Origin of the sequence: Pseudomonas aestiva, assembly GCF_039908605.1 — a bacterium.
Taxonomy (GTDB): Bacteria; Pseudomonadota; Gammaproteobacteria; order Pseudomonadales; family Pseudomonadaceae; genus Chryseomonas; species Chryseomonas aestiva.
On sequence record NZ_CP150916.1, the window covers coordinates 2,307,479 to 2,325,292 of the forward strand.

Consider the following 17,814-nt stretch of genomic DNA (forward strand, 5'->3'; position numbering starts at 1 on the left):
CAGCCTAGAGATCGAGTTCCAGTGGTACGGACCCGGCCGCGGGCCGCGCGCAACAGAGCAGGACCTGGTCGGCGGCGACCGCCGCGGCGGGTTCCTTGGCATAGGTGACCGCGCCCTGGAGCAGTCCCGTGCGACAGCTGCCGCAGTGCCCCTCGCGACAGCTGAAGGCGGGCTCCAGGCCCTGGGCTTCGGCCAGGTCCAGCAGGCTGCCGGAGGCGGGCGTCCACTGCGCTTGCTGGCCGGACGCCGCGAAGCGCACCCGGACGGCCTCGGTGGCCGTGGCAGGCCGTACCGTCGCCGCCGTCGCCGCACCGCTGCGCACCAGGCCGGCCGGACCGAAGGCTTCGGCATGGATACGGCCATCCTCGATGCCAAAACCGCGCAAGCCGTCATAGAGGCCCTGGGTAAAGGCCGCGGGACCGCAGAGGTAGAAGTCATAGTCACCGAAGGGCAGCTGGCGGCCCAGCAGTTCCATGTCGATGCGCCCGGCGACGTCATAGTCCACCCCGGGGAGGGCAGCAGCGGGATTGCTCAGCACCCTGATCACCCGTAGCGTTTCCGGAGCCTTGGCCATCAGCTCGCTCAGCTCCCGGTCGAAGGCCCGTTCCGCCTGGGTCCGGGCGCCATAGAACAGCGTGACTGGCCGCCGACCCTGATGGACCGCCTGGCGCAGCATGGCCAGCAACGGAGTGATACCGATCCCGGCGGCGAGGAACACCAGGGGGCGCTCCGCCGAGGCCGCCAGGATGAAGTCGCCGGCGGGTGCCCGGGCCTCGATCAGGTCGCCTTCGCGCAGCTGGTCGTGCAGCAGTCGCGAGACCAGGCCGTCGCGCTTGACGCTGATGCGGTAATGGCCGTCGGCGGGGAGGGAGGTCAGGGTGTAGGTTCGCACCAGGGAGGGTTGCCCCGTCTCGGGTGTCACCCGGATCGGCAGGAATTGACCGGCCTGGTAGGGGGGCAGGGCTGCGCCGTCCACCGATTCGAGGTGGAAGGAGCGGATGGTGGCGCTCTCCTGGACGATCCGGGTGATGCGCAGCGGACGCCAGGTGCGGTCCTGGGCCCTGGCCTGCAGGCGCCGCTTGGCTTCCGCCCAGCTGCCGGTCAGCCGACTGCTGTCCGACTCGCCGCCGGGCTGCGCCTGCCAGCGCAACGCCAGGGCACCACGGCGACGGACGATACGCTGGGGGCGAAAGGTCCAGAGGCGTTCGGCGCCTTCGAAGGCGGCGATCTCGGGCGAGTCGAACAGCACCTCGGCGGTCCCGCTCAGCTGCAGCAGATCGCCGCGCTCCAGGTCCGCGAACAGCAGTCCGGCGCGGCCATTGGCGACGACATTGCCCAGGGTATTGAAGAACAGATTGCCGTTGAAGTCGGGAATGGTCAGCAAGCCCTCGGCGTCTACCCGGACGAAGCCCGGCTTGCCGCCGCGGTGCGAGACATCGACCCGTCGCTGGTCCTGCTGGTCGGCGTAGGAGGCGACGAAAAAGGCATCGGCGCCGGCAATGAGCGCCCGGGCCGACGCATCCAGGCTGGCGAGCTGCTCCCCGGGCGTGACCGGGACGGCGCCCGGTTCGTGAGCGAAGCTCAGGTCACGCAGCTGGATATAGCGCGGGCAGTTGCCGAAGCTCTGGTCCACCGTCACGCGCAGTCCCTGGGCCGTGGGGCTGAGGATGCCGTTCATGCGATTGCGGCGGCGGGTGTGCCACTCGATGCCCAGCAGGCCTACTGCCGCGTCTGCGCCCAGTCCGGGCGCTGCTGGATCCTCGCTGGTCGGGCGGGCAGCGATATCCAGGGTGGTGGACGTGGGCGAGGCGAGAAAGCCCGGCTGGCCTTCCAGGATCGTCGCCCAAGCGTCGCCCGCGGCATCCACGCTGCCCAGTACAACGAAGGACAGCTGGGCGAAGAACTGCCGATGCTGGTCGGGCATGAACGGCCGGATCACCCGCGGCCCCAGGGCCTCCAGGCGCTCGCGGACGCCTAGCCGTTCCTGGATGAAGGTTTCCCCGGCGTGCCAGGTGGGTAGGGGCTCGTGCATGACCTTGGCCTCCAGTAGGGTGACGACGCGATCAGGCGCGGAGACCGGCCACGGTCTCGGGAAAGGGCACGAAGCCGGGCAGGGCCTCCACCCGCTGTAGGAAGGCGCGCACCGCCGTATAGGGCGCCAGCTCCACATTGCCTTCCGGCGCTCCGGCCAGGTAGCTGTAGAGGGCAATGTCGGCGATGGTCGGGTGATCGGCAGCCAACCACTTGCCCGTGGTCAGGTGCGCCTCCAAGCGTTCGAGCAGGATATGGGCGCGGGCGATGACTTCTTCCGGATTCAGGCGGGCGCCGAATACCGTGATCAGTCGCGCCGCTGCCGGGCCATAGGCTAGTTCGCCTGCAGCCACCGACAGCCAGCGCTGTACCGCGGCCGCGCCAGCGGGGTCTTCCGGTAGCCAATCGGTACGGCCCAGTTTCTTCGCCAGGTAGACGAGGATGGCGTTGGAGTCGGCGACGACCACGCCGCCGTCCTCCAGCACCGGCACCTGGCCGAAGGGATTGAGGGCGAGGAATTCCGCCGTGCGATTGGCGCCGGCCGGAATATCGATGTCGATCAGCTCGACCCTGATCCCCAGCAGCGATGCGAAGAGCACGGCGCGATGGGCATGACCGGACAGCGGGGTGTGATAGAGCTTCATGATCCGACTCCTGGCAGGCAGCGGGCCGAGGGGGCCCGATAGGTGCTACCAGCTTGGGATCAGGGCGCTTTCGAGGGAATGGGCTTTCTGGTCAGTTCAGCATTCCGCAAAATGGAATGATGGGGCCAGGTCCTGTACGAAAAGTCGCCGAGCGAAAGGTCAGGCGAGGCCTAGGCGGCCCCACGAGAAAGTCTAAGGAAGCGGACCGGGCTCGCGCACGAGTTTACGACCGGTAAATGAGCATTGTGGCCGGGTGGCGATCCAGGCCTTTTTCAACGAAGCATCACCGAGCGCAGGCACATTTCGTACAGGACCTAGCGGCAGGCGAAGGCCAACACCCGCCCTAGCATGGCATCGCAGCCGTCCAGCTGCACCTGGCTGATGAACTCGTCCGGCTTGTGGCCCTGGGCCATGCTGCCGGGACCGCAGACCACGGTGGGAATGCCGGCCGCGGCGAACAGACCCCCTTCGGTACCGAAGGCCACCGTGCCGAAGTCGCGCGAGCCACAGAACTGCGCGATCCAGTCGGCCGCCTCGCTTTCGACGGCGGTATCCAGGCCGGGATAGCTCGACAGTTCCGTGAAGCGGATGGCGCTCTGGCCGCTGATGGCACGCATGGCCGGGAGCAATGCCGCTTCGGCATGGGCCTGGAGCTGATGGATCACCTGGTAGGGGTCCTGGGCGGGCAGGGCGCGGATCTCGAAATCGAAGGTGCAGTCCTGGGGCACGATGTTCAGTGCCTGGCCGCCATCGATGAGGCCGGTCTGCACCGTGGAGAAGGGCGGATCGAAGCGAGGGTCCTGGCGTTCCGCTGTCTTGAGCGCCTCACCGAGCCGGCCGAGTTCCACGACCAGGCGCGCGGCGTATTCGACGGCGTTGACGCCCTGGGGCGCATAGGCCGAATGACAGGCCGCGCCGTGCACCTGGCAGCGCATGGCTACCTTGCCCTTGTGGCCGAGCACGGGTTTCAGCTCCGTGGGCTCACCGATCAGGCACAGCAGCGGCTTGACCGGACGCAGGGCCAACTGGTCGAGCAGGCTGCGCACGCCAAGGCAGCCGACTTCCTCGTCGTAGGACAACGCCAGGTGCAGCGGGCGGCGCAGGGCCGCGCGGCTGGCCGCGGGCACCAGTGCCAGCAGGCAGGCCAGAAAGCCCTTCATGTCGGCGGTACCGCGACCGTAGAGCTTGCCGGCGCTTTCGCTGAGGGCGAAGGGGGGACGGGTCCAGGCCTGGCCGTCTACCGGCACCACGTCGGTATGCCCCGAGAGCACGATGCCCGGTACGTCCGCCGGCCCCAGGGTGGCGAACAGATTGGCCTTGGTGCCTTCGCCGTTGTGGATCAGCTCATAGGGTACGCCGAAGCCCTCCAGGTAGCCGGCGACAAAGTCGATCAGCGCCAGGTTGGATTCGCGGCTGGTGGTGTCGAAGGCCACCAACCGCGCCAGCAGTTCACCGCTGGCGCTCATCGGTCGTCTCCCGGGACGCCGTAGCCGGGGGCGAGATCCGGGCGCACCGCCCGGTCGAGATAGTCCTGCAACTGGGGTTCATAGGCGCGCCACAGCGCCGCCAGCTCGCCGATCGGGTCCGTCTCGGCCCAGTCGACCCGCAGATTGACGATGGGCCAGCTGGCGTCGCCCACCACCAGCAGCGCCGCCGAATGCACCGGACCGGCCTCGCCACCGGCGGCCATCGCCGCCTGCATGGCCAGCAACAAGCGCTCGGCGAGGGCGCCCTGGCTGGCTTCGAAGCTTGCCACCAGCGCCTCCACCACTGCGGGACTCGCCAGCATGTTGCCAGCGCCCACGCAGTCCCGACCGCTGCGCGCCTGGTGCACGCCCAGGGTATGGGCACCGCTGTGATGGGCACTGCGGCCCTGGGCGTCGATGACGGTCACCTGGCGATACTCGGCGTAGCCGTCGCCGGCCAGGCTCTCGGCCAGGGCCGCGCTGGGAGCCTGTCCCGCAGCCAGTCGCTCCAGGGTGCGCGGCCCCAGGGCGGGCAGGGTGATGTTCTGCGAGCTGACCGCGCCGATCCCGGGTTGCAGCCAGGGACAGCGGGCGCCCACGGCGATGCTCGACGAACTGATGGCGATGCCGAATTGACCGGTCTCGGCGCAGCGGGCGGTGAGGGAAAAGGTCATGGGGCTGCCTCAGTCGGGGATCACGGCGATGACGTCGATCTCCATCAGCCACTGGGGCTGGCCCAGGGCCGCGACCACCAGGCCGGTGGAGATGGGAAAGACGCCCTTGAGCCACTTGCCGACCTCCTGGTACACCGGCTCGCGATAGCGCGGATCGATCAGGTAGGTGGTGGTCTTGACGATGTGGCTGAGGTCGCTGCCGGCTTCTTCCAGCAGTTGCTTGACGTTCTTCATGGCCTGCTCGGCCTGGGCGCGGGGATCGCCCAGCCCGACCAGCCTGCCGTCGAAATCGGTGCCGACCTGACCACGTACATAGACGGTGTTGCCGGCGCGCACGGCCTGGCAGAGGTCGTTGTCCAGGGTCTGGTTGGGGTAGGTGTCCTTGGTGTTGAACATGCGGATACGGGTGTGGGTCGGGGTGGCCATGCGGGATCTCCGGGTCTCGATAAGGGCGTCAGGCGCTACGCGATTGCTGGGGGTGGGCGGCCGTCTCGATGCTGGGACGGTAGTCCTGGTAGCGGCGCTGGATGGCGATCTGGTCGGCCACGTGGCGGGCGTCGTGCCAGCAGCCCCAGATGAAGGCCGAGCCGCGACGACTGAGCCAGGGCAGCCCGACGAAATAGATGCCCGGCTCGGCACCGACCCCGCGCTGGTGCCTGGGCTTGCCGTTGTCGCCAAAGGTATCCACCTGCAGCCAACTGAAGTCGGTGGCATAGCCGGTGGCCCAGATCACCGCGCGGACGCCCGCGGCCCGCAGGTCCAGTTCCTTGAGCGGTTCGCGGATGCAGGTGGCGTCCACCACCCGCTCGCGGGCCGTGGGTTCTTCGGGCAGATCCAGGCCGTGGCGGGCGGCATAGGCGTCGGCGGCGTCCAGCAGGGCCAGGTAGTTGGCGTCGCCGGCGTCGAGATTCCCGTTGAGGTCCGGGCGGAAGCGCACCACCCCGTCGACGAAGCTGTCGGTGAGGCCCACCAGGGTCATGCCGGCCTGGGCCAGGCGGCGGAAGTCCACGGTATGGCCGCCGCGGGCGCCGCTCACGGCGATGGTCACGTGTTCGCGACCCGGCTGCATGGTCTCGGTGTCCCACAGGCCGAGTACGCCCAGCCACCAGCAGAAGTCGCGGCCGCGATAGGCCCGCGGCGGCCGGTCATGGGGGCCGACGGAGAGATAGACGCGCTTGCCGGCGCGCAGCAATTCCTCGGCGATCTGCACCCCGGAGGAGCCGGCGCCCACCACCAGCACCGCGCCCTCGGGCAGTTGCTGCGGATTGAAATAATGGGCGGAGTGGATCTGGTAGAGGCCCTCGTCCGTTGGTGCGATGGCCGGGATCACCGGCTTCTGGAAGGGACCGGTGGCCACCACCACGCGCTGGGCGTTCAGGCTGCCGGCCGAGGTTTCCACCAGAAAGCCAGCCTGGCCGGCCTGGCGGGTCACCCGGGTGACGGCGACGCCGGTGCGGATGGGCGCGCCGATCTGCCGGGCATAGGTCTCGAAGTAGGCGGCGATCTCGTCCTTGCCGGGAAAGCCGTCCGGCGCCGTCTGGAATTCCAGTCCGGGGAAGCGGTCATGCCAGGCCGGGCCGTTGGCCACCAGGGAATCCCAGCGACCGGTGCGCCAGGCTTCGGCGATGCGGTTCTTTTCCAGCACCAGGTGCTCGATGCCGAGCCGTCCCAGGTGCTCGCTCATGGCGACGCCGGCTTGGCCAGCGCCTATCACCAGGGTGTCGATCGTGGTCGGTAATGTGGACATGAGGGTACCCTTCGGCCGCGCGGCGGGGTGCGGCCGTCATCTAAGCAGTAGGAAGGCGGAGCGCGTAGGCTCCGCGGCGATCAATCCAGCACGGAAGGGTCCTGTTGGATCATCAGTTCTTTCATCTCGGCGAAGTGCTGCTCGGAGAAGTCGGTGATGCCTTCCCAGGCCCGCGCGGTTTTCTCGGCGACCTCGGCGGAGAGCACCTTGAGCGGCTGGCCGGTGGACCAGGCGGTGACCAGGATCTGGCAGGCGCGCTCCAGGGTCCAGATATCGTCGAAGGCCTGGCCGATGGTGGGGGCGATCACCATGACGCCGTGGTTGCCCATCAGCAGCCGCTGCTTGCCATCCAGCAACCCGGCCAGGCGCGCACCCTCGGCCTCGGTATCGGCCATGCCGCCATAGAGTTCGTCCACCGCCAGGCGCTTGAAGTAGCGCGCGGTGTTCTGGTCGATGGGCGGCACCTCGGGCTTGGCCAGGCAGGCCACCGCCGTGGTGTAGACCGGGTGCAGGTGCAGCACCACCCGGGCCTCCGGCAGCAGGCGATGGATCTGCCCGTGGATCGACCAGGCCGTGCTGTCCACGTCGGGCCGCTCGGCGCCTCGGGGATCGTCCGCGTCGAGTAGCAGCAGATCACTGGCGCGGATGCGCGAGAAGTGCTTCCACTTGGGGTTGATCAGGAACTGCTTGCCGTCGGCGGAGACGGCGGCGCTGAAGTGGTTGGCGACGGCTTCGTGCATGTCGAGGTGGGCGATGACGCGAAAGGTCGCCGCCAGATCGATGCGCAGCCGTTCCTCGGGAGAAAGTGCCATGGTCGTGACTCCGGAAGGCTCAGGGCTTGGGCATCAGGGCGGCGATGTCCGCCTCGGTGGGTGCCTGGAAGTTGTATTTCTTCAGCAGCGCGGCGTACTCCGGGGTGGCGCTGTATTGCTTGAGCGCCTCCACCAGGGCGGTCTTGACCGCATCGTTGCCCTTCTTCACGCCGAAGCCGTTGAGCACCGGGTAGATCAGACTATCCGAGGAGATCACCACGCGATTGCCGAGCTTTTCCACCAGGCCGCGGGCCACTGCGGCGTCGGTGATCTGCGCCTCAACGGCCTTGGACAGCAGCGCCTGGGTGGTCTGGGGATCGGTGCCGTATTCGCTCACGGCGATCGGCTTGAGGCCGTTCTTCACGCAGTACTCGTCGGAAAGCTTGTGCAGCTGCTGCAGCCAGGAGGTGGCGCCCATGGAGCCGATCTTGTGGCCGCAGAAGTCTTCCGGCTTCTTGGGCTGATAGCTGCTGCCCTTGAGCGCGATGATCGACTCGCCGCTCTTCAGGTAGGGGATCATGTCGATCACCTTGAGGCGGTCCGCGGTGATGTACATCGAGGAATTGGTGATGTCGAAGCGGCCACCCTGGAGCCCAGTGATGAGGTTGGGAAAGCGGGTGTCGATCGTCTCCACGGAGCGGCCCATGAGCTTGCCCAGCCCCTCGACGAATTCGATGTCGAAGCCGGCCGGCTTGTTGTCCTGCACGTATTCGTAGGGGAAGAAGGTCAGGTCGGACCCGGCGACCAGCTTGCCCGGCTGCAGGAAGTCGGCCGAGGCCAGGCAGGAGACCAGCGCCAGGCCGGCGCCCAGTACGGCGGTGGAGAGGATTCGAATCGAGGCGCTGCTGAATCTTTGCATGACGAAGCTCCTTGAAGAGTAGGAAGGGTCAAACGGCAGCCTGGTCGAGCCCGGCCTGCTGGACGAAGAAGGAAGCGCCGCGCGGTTTCTGTGGCAGCCGCACGCTGTTGGCCACGCTGCGCACCAGCCCGCTTTCCTGGCCGGCCACCAGCACCCCGGCGTGCTCGCTGGGCAGCGGATTCTCGCTGAAGGGCAGGGCATCCTCGGCGGCATAGACGCTGATGAACAGGGTGCGCGGCAACTCGGTCTGGTTGGGGCTGGAGGCGTGCAGCAGGCGGGTGTGCATGAAGCACACCGAGCCGGCCGGGCCGAAGCAGGCCACGGGCTCGCCGCAGTGCTCGGCCACCACGCTGTCGTCGACCGCGCCGGTGAAACGGCCGTCCTGCCAGTGCGACCACAGCGGGCCCCTGTGGCTGCCGGGGATGACGGTGAGGGGGCCGTTCTCCGGTGTCACCTCGCTCACCATCAGCAGCGCGGTGACCACGTCATCGTTGCTGTGGGGCGTGAAGAGGAAGTCCTGGTGCCACTTCACCTGGGTGGCGGTGCGCGGCAGCTTCGAATTGATCTTGCTGTGGTGGAATCGCGTGCCGCTGCCACCGATGAGCTGAGCCGCGACCTGGGCCATCCGCGAGGTGAAGGCGACCTGGCGATAGGCCGCGGAGATCTCGGTCGGCGAACTGACCCGGCGCAGGGAGGGGTGGTCGGGCCGGTGATCCAGTTCGACATCGAAGCGGGCACGGCCATCCTGGGTCTCGCCCCAGGCCTCGGCGTGGCTGCGACTGTCTTCGACCCAATGATCGAAATCGGCCTGCAGGGCGGCGATTTCCTCGGCCGTCAGCAGATTCGCGACCACCAGGTAGCCGTCGCGGTGAAACTGGTCCAGTTGCGCTTGCTCGATCATAGGGGTTCTCCAGAAGCCAAGGGGTTGGGGTCAAGCCAGGGACACGTCCTTGAGGAAAGCCTCGACGCGGGGATGCTGGCCGTTGCGCAGTACCTGGGGCGCGTCGTCGCAGACCACACGGCCCTTTTCCATGAACACGATGCGGTCCGAGACCTTGAAGGCGAAGTTCATCTCGTGGGTGACGATCACCATGGTGATGCCCTCCTGGGCCAGGGCCTCGATCACCTGCAGCACCTCGTTGACCTTTTCCGGGTCGAGCGCCGAGGTGGGCTCGTCGAACAGCATGATCTGCGGTCGCATCATCAGCGCCCGGGCGATGGCCACCCGCTGCTGCTGGCCGCCGGACAGCTGGTGCGGATACTTCCAGGTGTGATCGAGCATCCCGACCTTGTGCAGCAGGGCATAGGCCTGCTGCCTGAGCGCCGCGGGGGCATCCAGGCGGTGATAGCGCGGTGCGAGCAGGAGGTTGTCCAGCACAGTGAGGTGGGGGAAGAGATTGAAGCTCTGGAACACCATGCCGATGTCCAGGCGATGCTCGCTGTGCTCGATGAAGCGCGGCTTCTGGGCGCCGTCCTTGTGCAGGTGGATGAAGGGCTGGCCGTTGATGCGGATCTCGCCGTTGTCAAGTTGCTCCAGGCCGTTGAGCAGGCGGATCAGGGTGGTCTTGCCCGAGCCGGACGGGCCGATCACCGAGACCACCTCGCCGGGCTGGATGCGCAGGTTGACCGAGCCCAGCACCTCGACGTCGTTGTAGGCCTTGTGCAGGCGCGCCGCCTGCAGCGCGGGAGTACTGGCGTCCCACTGCGGCTTGGCGCTGGCGGTCGACGCCTGGGTGGCCAGGGCCAGCACCTGGGCGTTGGGGGTCCGTACCACCTTGCGCTGGGTGACGTCGAGGTAGCGCTCCAGGCGTTTGAGCAGGAAGTCGAAGAGGGTGACGATCAGCACGTAGTAGAAGGCCACCGCCACCATGGTCTCCATGACCAGGAAATTCTGCGAATAGAGACGCTGGCCGACCATCAGGATCTCGGTGAGGGAGATCACCGATACCAGGGAGCTGAGCTTGACGATGGAGATGTATTCGTTGGCCAGCGACGGCAGGGCCACGCGCAGGGCCTGGGGAATGACGATGCGCCACTGGGTGCCGAGAAAGCGCAGCCCGAGTGCCCGCGCCGCCTCACCCTGGCCTTTGGGAATCGACAGCAGGCCGCCGCGGTGGATCTCGGCGACATAGGCCGTCTCGCTGATGACCAGGCCGATCAGGCCGGCCCAGAAGGGATCGGCCAGCACCACCGAGGTGCCCGGCAGCGCCTGCGGCAGGTTGTAGATGAAGATCAGCAGCACCAGCAGCGGCACGCTGCGAAAGAACCAGATGTAGGCACGGGCCGGCAGGTTGAGCGCGGGATGCCGGGACTGCTTGGCCAGGGCGATGAAGAAGCCCAGGGCGATGCTGATGACCCAGGTGAGGGTGCTGAGTTTGATGACGGTCCAGGTTGCCAGCCAGAATTGAGTGTCGCCGATAAGGCCGAACATGTAGTTCCAGTCGAAAGTCATCGTTAAAACCCGTCGCCATTCATTGGAAGGACACCTCCGAAGAGGGCTGTCCGGTCGCTGTAATTACAGAATTGGCAATCGGTGGACTTATCGTCAATTAACAAATTACAGGCCTCTGTATAGGACTTTGCTATACAGAGAAAACGGCTGCTGGAGAACTTTTCCTCTATGCCCTCATAAGGGGCAAAGTGCTGCCATTAAAGGCTTCGATGCAGGGTTTTGGTGCACTGGCATGATAAGGATGCTGCGGAGATCCACTGGATTTTCAAAGGTTTGATGGGCGTTGAAGACAGGCGCAGCCTGCCTGGCACAGCTTTCGCTTCGAGAGTAAAGGCTATGCAAAAACGAGCTCTGCACAGTTTTTTCCTATAGGTAATCCGTGACCCACTTTACGCTCAGGCAAATTCGTTATTTCGTCGCGGTGGTCGAGGAAGACAGCATCGTCGAGGCAGCGCGACAACTGCACATATCCCAGCCGTCGATTTCCGTCGCCATCAAGAATCTCGAAGAAAGTTTCGAGCAGAAGTTGTTTATCCGCCATCACGCCCAGGGTGTTTCCCTCACCGCCAGTGGGCGCCGACTCTACGATAAGGCCAAGGAACTGTTGCGGCTGTCCCACGAGCTGGAACAGAACGCCAAGGCGGAAAACGAGATGGTCTCGGGCACCGTGGCCATCGGTTGTTTCGAATCCGCCGCGCCGCTTTACCTGCCCAAGCTGGTCGCCGGCTTCAAGCGGCTCTATCCGGAAATCACCATCCAGCTGCACGACGGCGAGCAGCACGAACTCATGCACGGCGTGCACCGGGGACGCTTCGACCTGGTGTTTCTCTACGATCTGGAGCTGGGTGATTCCATCACCAAGGAGAAGCTCAATGCGCCGCACAAGCCCTATGCCCTGTTGCCCATTGCCCACCCCCTGGCGGGCAAGAAGGCGGTGACGCTCAAGGAGCTGAGTCGCGAGCCCATGATCCTGCTGGACGTGGTGCCCAGCCGTAACTACTTCATCGACATCTTCAAGGAGAAGGGCTACCACCCCACGGTGGCCTACAGCTCCCCCTCCATCGAGATGGTGCGCTGCATGGTGGGGCAGGGGCTGGGCTTTTCCGTGCTGGTCACCCGGCCAACCACCGACCTGACCTACGACGGCAAGCGCCTGGCCCAGGTCAACATCCATGACGACATGCCGGCCTCGACCTTCATCATGGCCTACCTGCGCAACAACGAGTTGACCAAGGCGACGCGGCTGTTCATGGACTATTGCCGGAGTGTCGATCTGTCGCCGGTGCCGGCGGAAAGCCCGGCAGGCTGAACACCGTGCTGGCATTTACCCATCTTCCGGGCGAAAGGGCAGGGATAGACGGCTCCGGGCTGGTCGCCGATGCGTGATGTAAAGTAGAATCAATATCATCTAAGCATCATCGAGCAGGCAGCACCCGTCATGAGTGATATGGCTCTCGCATCCTCACGTCATCTTCATCGGCTCTATTGCGATCACAGCGGCTGGCTACAGGCCTGGTTGCGGCGGCGGCTGGGCAGCGAATGGGATGCGGCCGATCTCAGCCAGGAGGCCTTTCTGCGGCTGGTGCGCAACCCCGAGGTGCTGGGCGAACTGCAGGAGCCGCGGGCGTACCTGGTGACCATCGGCAAGCGCCTGCTGATCAATTTCCAGCGCCGGCGCAGCCTGGAGCAGGCGTATCTCGACGCCCTGGCCGAGCTGCCCGAAGCCTGTGCTCCATCGCCCGAGCAACGCTGGGTCCTGCTGGAAACCCTGCAGGCCCTCGATGAGCTGCTCGACGGCCTGCCCGCCACGGTGCGCCATGCCTTCCTGCTCAGCCAGCTCGAAGACCTCACCTACCGCGAGATCGCCGAGCGCTTGCAGGTCTCCGAGCGCACCATCAAGAGATACATGGCGCAGGCCTATGAACATTGCCTGCTGGCGGAGCTGTGCTGAGCGGCGCCCAGGACCGGCGGCGGACCGCGATCCGCGAGGCCGCGGGCTGGCTGGCGTTGCTGGAGTCCGGTGCGGCTGGCGAGCGCGAACACCAGCAGTTGCAGGCCTGGCGCCAGGCCCATGCCGAGCACGAGCGCGCCTGGCAGGCGGCCTTGGCGCTGCAGCAACGCTTCGCCGCGGTGCCGTCGCGGCTGGCCATGGCCAGTCTGCAACCGGCCGATCGCGGCCGACGTACCGCCCTGCGGCAGTTGCTGGGCCTGGCGGTGGTGGTACCGACGGGGTGGTGGCTGACCCAGGAAGTGCCGCTGGACGCCTGGACCGCCGATCTCAGCACCGCCACCGGCGAACGCCGCAGCCTGACCCTGGCGGATGGCAGCCTGCTGCAACTCAATACCGCGACCGCCGTGGACCTGGATCAGACCCGGCGACGCCTGACCCTGGTGCGCGGCGAGCTCTCGCTGCGCGTACCCGGTACCCAGGCGCTGAGGCTGGATACCCGCTTCGGGACCCTGATGGTGGAGCAGGCCGAGGTCTGCGTGCAGCAGGACGATGAAGGATGCGACGTGCGCGTGGTCAGCGGTAGCGTGGGGGTGCGACCGCTGAGCGGGCCGGGGCTGGAACTGGGCAAGGGCCAGCAGTTGCGCCTGAGTACCTTGGGGATCGGTGCCATCGAGCCGTTTTCCGCGACTCTGCTGAGCTGGCGCCAGGGCGTGCTGATCGCCCAGGACCAGCCACTGGGCGAATTCCTGCAGCAATTCAGTCGCTATCGTCCTGGCCTGCTGCGCTGGGATCCCGCGGTGGCCGACCTCAGGGTCACCGGCAGCTTTCAGCTCGCCGATACCGACCGGGTACTGGCGCTGCTGGCCGCGACGCTGCCAGTTGAGGTGCATTGGCGTACCCGCTTCTGGGTAACCCTGAAACCCCGCTCGGTCGCCGCCTGAAAAAAGCCTGTCCCCTTTTCCGTACTCGTCGGTCATTAACGGCATAGGACAATCAAAGGAGGGGATTCGATGGTGACGTTGGTATTGCGGCCGTTGCTGCGCACGGGCTTGCTGGTGGCGTTGAGTGGTACTCCCTGGTGGGCGGGTTCTGCCTGGGCCCAGGAGGCCGCCCGCCGGCACTACGAGATTCCCGCTGGCAGTCTCGCCCAGGCGCTGACGCGCTTCGCCGCGGAATCCGGCGTCAATCTGGCGGTGGATCCGGGGCTGGTGGGCAAGCGCAGCAGCGCTGGCCTCAACGGCGACTATGGCGTGGAGGAGGGCTTCAGCCGCCTGCTGGCCGGCTCGGGCCTGCGACTGCAACCGCTGGGGGAGCGCGACTTCACCCTGGCGCCAGCGCCGCAGGACAGCGGCGTCCAGGAGCTGGCCAGCACCTCCATCGTCGCCACCAGTCTGCAGGCGGATGACACGCCCTACGCCGGCGGCCAGGTCGCGCGGCAAGGCTCCCAGGGACTGCTGGGCAATCGCGACTTCATGGACACGCCCTTCAGCCAGACCTCCTACACCGCCCAGACCGTCCAGAATCTTCAGGCCCGCACCCTTACCGACCTGATCGCCAGCGATCCCTCGGTGCGCTCCACCAATCCGTCGGGTGGTCGCTTCGAGCAGTTCACCATCCGCGGTTTCAGCCTGTTCAACAGCGACGTCGCCTACAACGGGCTCTATGGCGTGCTGCCGACCTATTCCATCGACATGGAGATGGCCGAACGGGTCGACATCCTCAAGGGGCCGAGCCAGTTGCTCAACGGCATCTCGCCTCGCGGCAGCGTCGGCGGGGGCATCAACGTGGTGCCCAAGCGCGCCACCGACCAGCCCATCACCGAAATCACCGGCAGCTATGCCTCCGACAGCCAGGTGGGCGGCGCCGTGGACATCGGCCGTCGCTTCGGCGCGGACAATCGCTTCGGGATGCGCTTCAACGGCGTCAAGCAATCCGGCGACACCACCTGGGATCACCAGCACGTCGACCGGCAGATTGGCGTGCTCGGTCTGGACTATCGCGTGGAACGCCTGCGCCTGGGCCTCGATCTCGGCCACACCGAGCGCGACACCGATGCGCCCCAGGAGCGGGTGCTGGTCGGTGCCAATGCCCGGGTGCCCGATGCCGACGACGTGCGCCACAACTATGCCCAGCGCTGGACCCGCGCCCAGACCAAGGACACCTTTGGCGCCCTGCGTGGCGAATTCGACGTCGACGATTCGCTGATGGTCTACGGCGCCGTGGGCGCGCGCCGCAGCGATCACGATTTCCTGCGCCACAATGTGTCCCTCACCAACGACGCCGGCGATTTCACCGTCCAGCCGCGCGACTTCACCCGTGACGAAAACGTCCGCACCGCCAACGTGGGCGCGCGCAAATGGCTGCAGACCGGGCCGGTCAGTCACGAGCTCAATGTCAGTGCCGACTACTTCTACATGGACTTCGAGAACGGTGGCGGGCGCTACGCCAGCGGGGCGAGCAACCTCTATGCGCCCCGCGACCTGCCCGCGCCGGGCGTGCGCACCCGGTCCGATGCCAAGGACTACACCGAGAACCGCTTCAGTGGCGTGGCCCTGGCCGACACCCTGGGCTTCTTCGACGACCGCCTGCTGGTCACCCTCGGCGCCCGCTGGCAGCGGGTCAAGGTGGACGACTGGTCCGATGGGGTGAAGCAAACCACCGCCTACGACGAGGAAAAGGTCTCGCCCTCGGCGGGGGTGCTGTTCAAGGCCACCGAGCGCCTGTCGCTCTATGCCAACTACATGGAAGGCCTCAGCCAGGGCAAGATCGCGCCGTCCACCGCGCTGAACGAGGACGAGATCTTCCCGCCCTTCATCAGCCGTCAGGCGGAGGTGGGCGCCAAGTACGACTTCGGCGCCGTGGCCGTGACCGCGAGTGCCTTCCGCATCAAGCAGCCAGCCTACGAGACCAACGCCACCAGCCGTACCTTCGGTCCCAACGGCAAGCGGATCAACGACGGGGCGGAGCTGAGCGTATTCGGCGAGCCGCTGGCCGGCTTCCGCGTGCTGGGCGGCCTGATGTACATCGACAGCGAGCTCAGGGACACCGTGGGCGGCACCTTCGACGGCAATCGCGCCCCGGCCACGCCCAGGCTCAATGCCAACCTCGGCGCCGAACTGGACATCCCGGCGGTGCCCGGCCTGACCCTGACCGGACGGGGGATCTACACCAGCTCCCAGTATCTGGACCAGGCCAACAGCAAGGAAATCGACGCCTGGCATCGCTTCGACGTGGGCGCGCGCTACGCCTTCAAGGTCGACGCCACCCGCGTGACCCTGAGGGCCTCGGTGGAGAACGTGATGAACGAGCGCTACTGGGCCTCCGCCGGCGCGTCCGACGACAGCGAACCCGGCCTGACGATCTCCACGCCGCGGACCTTCGTCTTCTCCACCACCCTGGCGTTCTGAGGCCGCCGGAGCCCGTTGCTGCGCAGGGCTCGGGCAGTCCTGCGCAGCGGCAGATTGTATGAGCCGTTAATTACCGGCAGAACCTTGCTGCGTTATTTGGCTGAAATTCGTTATTCATCGACAGGAGTGCCCTGCGGATATAGCTGAAACAAGATCCTTATCAAGCTTATTACCGAGCTATTTCAATAACGGACTGTAGTGAGTTCGGGTTTCCTGTCGTCCGCACATTGGCCAAAGTTGGGCGAGTTCAAAGACTGGGCTATTTACCGGAATAGCGGTTGAAGGATGAGAATGAAACTGATTATCGTTACCGAAGATAAACGTCCCGAGGTCTGACGCCATGCTTCAACCATCCCTCAGTCGCGATACCGCAGTAGCCGACAACGCCTTCTTTCTCGCTCGCCAGGCGCGCTTCGAATCAAATGTCCGCAGCTATCCGCGCAAGCTGCCGCTGGCCATCGCCAAGGCCGCCGGTGTCTGGGTGACCGACGTCGAAGGCAAGACCTACCTGGATTGCCTGGCCGGGGCCGGCACCCTGGCCCTGGGGCACAACCATCCGGCAGTCACCGCGGCCATCACCGACTTTCTCGGCAGCGGCCTGCCCATGCACAGCCTGGACCTCACCACGCCGCTCAAGGACGCCTTCAGCGAGCGCCTGCTGGGTCTGCTGCCGGGTCGGGCGGAAGACTACTGCCTGCAGTTCTGCGGGCCGTCCGGCGCCGATGCGGTGGAAGCGGCGCTGAAGCTGGCCAAGAAGGTCACCGGACGCAGCAACGTGGTGGCCTTCTCCGGCGGCTACCACGGCATGACCCACGGCGCCCTGGCCGTGACCGGCAATCTCGCGCCCAAGCAGGGCGTGGCGGGGTTGATGCCCGGGGTGCAATTCCTGCCCTATCCCCATGAGTACCGCTGCCCGCTGGGCCTGGGTGGCGAGCAGGGCGCCGCGGCCCTGGCGCGCTATCTGGAGCGGTTCTTCGGCGATGTGGAAAGCGGCGTCTGCCGGCCGGCGGCGGTGATCGTCGAGGCGGTCCAGGGGGAGGGCGGCGTCAACCCGGCACCGGCGGCCTGGCTGCGGACCCTGCGCCAGGTCACCCGGGCGCACGGCATCCTGCTCATCGTCGACGAGGTCCAGACCGGCTTCGGTCGCACCGGCGAGTTGTTTGCCTGCCAGCATGCCGGCATCGAGCCCGACATCCTGGTGCTGTCCAAGGCCGTGGGCGGTGGCCTGCCGCTGGCGCTGCTGGCGATTCGCCGCGAATTCGACGCCTGGGAGCCCGGTGGCCATACCGGGACCTTCCGCGGCAATCAGCTGGCGATGGCCACGGGGCTGGCCACCCTGGAGGCCATCAAGCGCGAAGGCCTGGTCAGCCATGCCGCCCAGCTCGGTGGCTGGCTCAAACGGCATCTGGAGCGGCGGCGCGAACGTTTCCCCGCCATCGGCAATGTCCGTGGCCTCGGCCTGATGCTGGGCCTGGAGATCGTTGACCCGAGCGGCGAAGCGGATGCACTCGGCAGCCTGCCGGCCGATCCCGCCCTGGCGGCGGCCATCCAGCGCCACTGTTTCGCCCAGGGGCTGCTGCTGGAGCGCGGCGGCCGCGACGGCAACGTGGTGCGGCTGCTGCCCCCGCTGATCCTGCAGGAAAGCCATTGCCTGGTGCTGCTCGATCGCCTGGAGGCGGCCCTCGTGGCGGCGCTGGCCGAGCCCCGTGGCTGAGCGCAAGGCACCACCCGAGTGCCGTGACACCGGATCGCTCCCCGCGACGCGCAACCT

General features: G+C 66.6%; 15 protein-coding genes. 5 read left to right on the forward strand and 10 right to left on the reverse strand.

Going from position 1 to position 17,814, the window contains the following annotated elements:
* Positions 1-4: 4 nt before the first annotated feature.
* The 10 genes from AABM56_RS10715 to AABM56_RS10760 form a co-directional block, all read right to left on the reverse strand.
* Positions 5-2,032 (reverse strand): pyridoxamine 5'-phosphate oxidase family protein, encoded by a 2,028-nt coding sequence (locus AABM56_RS10715; RefSeq protein WP_133861753.1) that lies wholly within the window; start codon positions 2,030-2,032, stop codon positions 5-7.
* A 31-nt stretch (positions 2,033-2,063) separates the two neighbouring features.
* Positions 2,064-2,675 (reverse strand): glutathione S-transferase family protein, encoded by a 612-nt coding sequence (locus AABM56_RS10720; protein ID WP_263259237.1) that lies wholly within the window; start codon positions 2,673-2,675, stop codon positions 2,064-2,066.
* A gap of 314 nt (positions 2,676-2,989) precedes the next feature.
* Positions 2,990-4,141, reverse strand: a complete 1,152-nt coding sequence (argE, locus tag AABM56_RS10725) for an acetylornithine deacetylase (RefSeq protein ID WP_133861751.1) — start codon at positions 4,139-4,141, stop codon at positions 2,990-2,992.
* Complete coding sequence (locus AABM56_RS10730) at positions 4,138-4,815, reverse strand: DUF1028 domain-containing protein (RefSeq protein WP_133861750.1); 678 nt, start codon at positions 4,813-4,815, stop codon at positions 4,138-4,140. The genes argE and AABM56_RS10730 overlap by 4 nt, the downstream gene beginning before the upstream one ends.
* Before the next feature lie 9 nt (positions 4,816-4,824).
* On the reverse strand, positions 4,825-5,241 hold the full coding sequence (locus AABM56_RS10735; protein WP_133861749.1) for a RidA family protein: 417 nt from the start codon (positions 5,239-5,241) through the stop codon (positions 4,825-4,827).
* Between the two features lie 28 nt (positions 5,242-5,269).
* Positions 5,270-6,562 (reverse strand): NAD(P)/FAD-dependent oxidoreductase, encoded by a 1,293-nt coding sequence (locus AABM56_RS10740; protein ID WP_133861748.1) that lies wholly within the window; start codon positions 6,560-6,562, stop codon positions 5,270-5,272.
* A gap of 80 nt (positions 6,563-6,642) precedes the next feature.
* On the reverse strand, positions 6,643-7,374 hold the full coding sequence (locus AABM56_RS10745) for a class II aldolase and adducin N-terminal domain-containing protein (RefSeq protein ID WP_133861747.1): 732 nt from the start codon (positions 7,372-7,374) through the stop codon (positions 6,643-6,645).
* A 19-nt stretch (positions 7,375-7,393) separates the two neighbouring features.
* On the reverse strand, positions 7,394-8,233 hold the full coding sequence (locus AABM56_RS10750; protein WP_133861746.1) for an ABC transporter substrate-binding protein: 840 nt from the start codon (positions 8,231-8,233) through the stop codon (positions 7,394-7,396).
* Positions 8,234-8,261: 28 nt separating this feature from the next.
* Positions 8,262-9,134: a phytanoyl-CoA dioxygenase family protein gene (locus AABM56_RS10755; protein WP_133861745.1), complete on the reverse strand. Its 873-nt coding sequence runs from the start codon at positions 9,132-9,134 to the stop codon at positions 8,262-8,264.
* A gap of 30 nt (positions 9,135-9,164) precedes the next feature.
* Positions 9,165-10,685 (reverse strand): amino acid ABC transporter permease/ATP-binding protein, encoded by a 1,521-nt coding sequence (locus AABM56_RS10760; protein ID WP_133861744.1) that lies wholly within the window; start codon positions 10,683-10,685, stop codon positions 9,165-9,167.
* Positions 10,686-11,064: 379 nt separating this feature from the next.
* Here AABM56_RS10760 and AABM56_RS10765 point away from each other — a divergent pair, with 379 nt between their 5' ends.
* The 5 genes from AABM56_RS10765 (at position 11,065) to AABM56_RS10785 (ending at position 17,757) form a co-directional block, all read left to right on the forward strand.
* Positions 11,065-11,994, forward strand: coding sequence for a LysR family transcriptional regulator (locus AABM56_RS10765; RefSeq protein WP_133861743.1), 930 nt, complete (start codon positions 11,065-11,067; stop codon positions 11,992-11,994).
* Positions 11,995-12,123: 129 nt separating this feature from the next.
* Positions 12,124-12,636 carry a sigma-70 family RNA polymerase sigma factor gene (locus AABM56_RS10770; RefSeq protein WP_133861742.1) on the forward strand — a complete coding sequence of 171 codons (513 nt, stop codon included), beginning with the start codon at positions 12,124-12,126 and terminating at the stop codon, positions 12,634-12,636.
* Entirely contained in the window at positions 12,630-13,577 is a 948-nt protein-coding gene (locus tag AABM56_RS10775; RefSeq protein ID WP_133861741.1) for a FecR domain-containing protein, read from the forward strand. The genes AABM56_RS10770 and AABM56_RS10775 overlap by 7 nt, the downstream gene beginning before the upstream one ends.
* Positions 13,578-13,646: 69 nt before the next feature.
* A complete protein-coding gene (locus AABM56_RS10780; protein WP_133861740.1) occupies positions 13,647-16,043 on the forward strand; it encodes a TonB-dependent receptor in 2,397 nt (798 codons plus the stop codon).
* A gap of 340 nt (positions 16,044-16,383) precedes the next feature.
* Positions 16,384-17,757 carry a diaminobutyrate--2-oxoglutarate transaminase gene (locus tag AABM56_RS10785; protein ID WP_347884078.1) on the forward strand — a complete coding sequence of 458 codons (1,374 nt, stop codon included), beginning with the start codon at positions 16,384-16,386 and terminating at the stop codon, positions 17,755-17,757.
* Positions 17,758-17,814 lie beyond the last annotated feature (57 nt).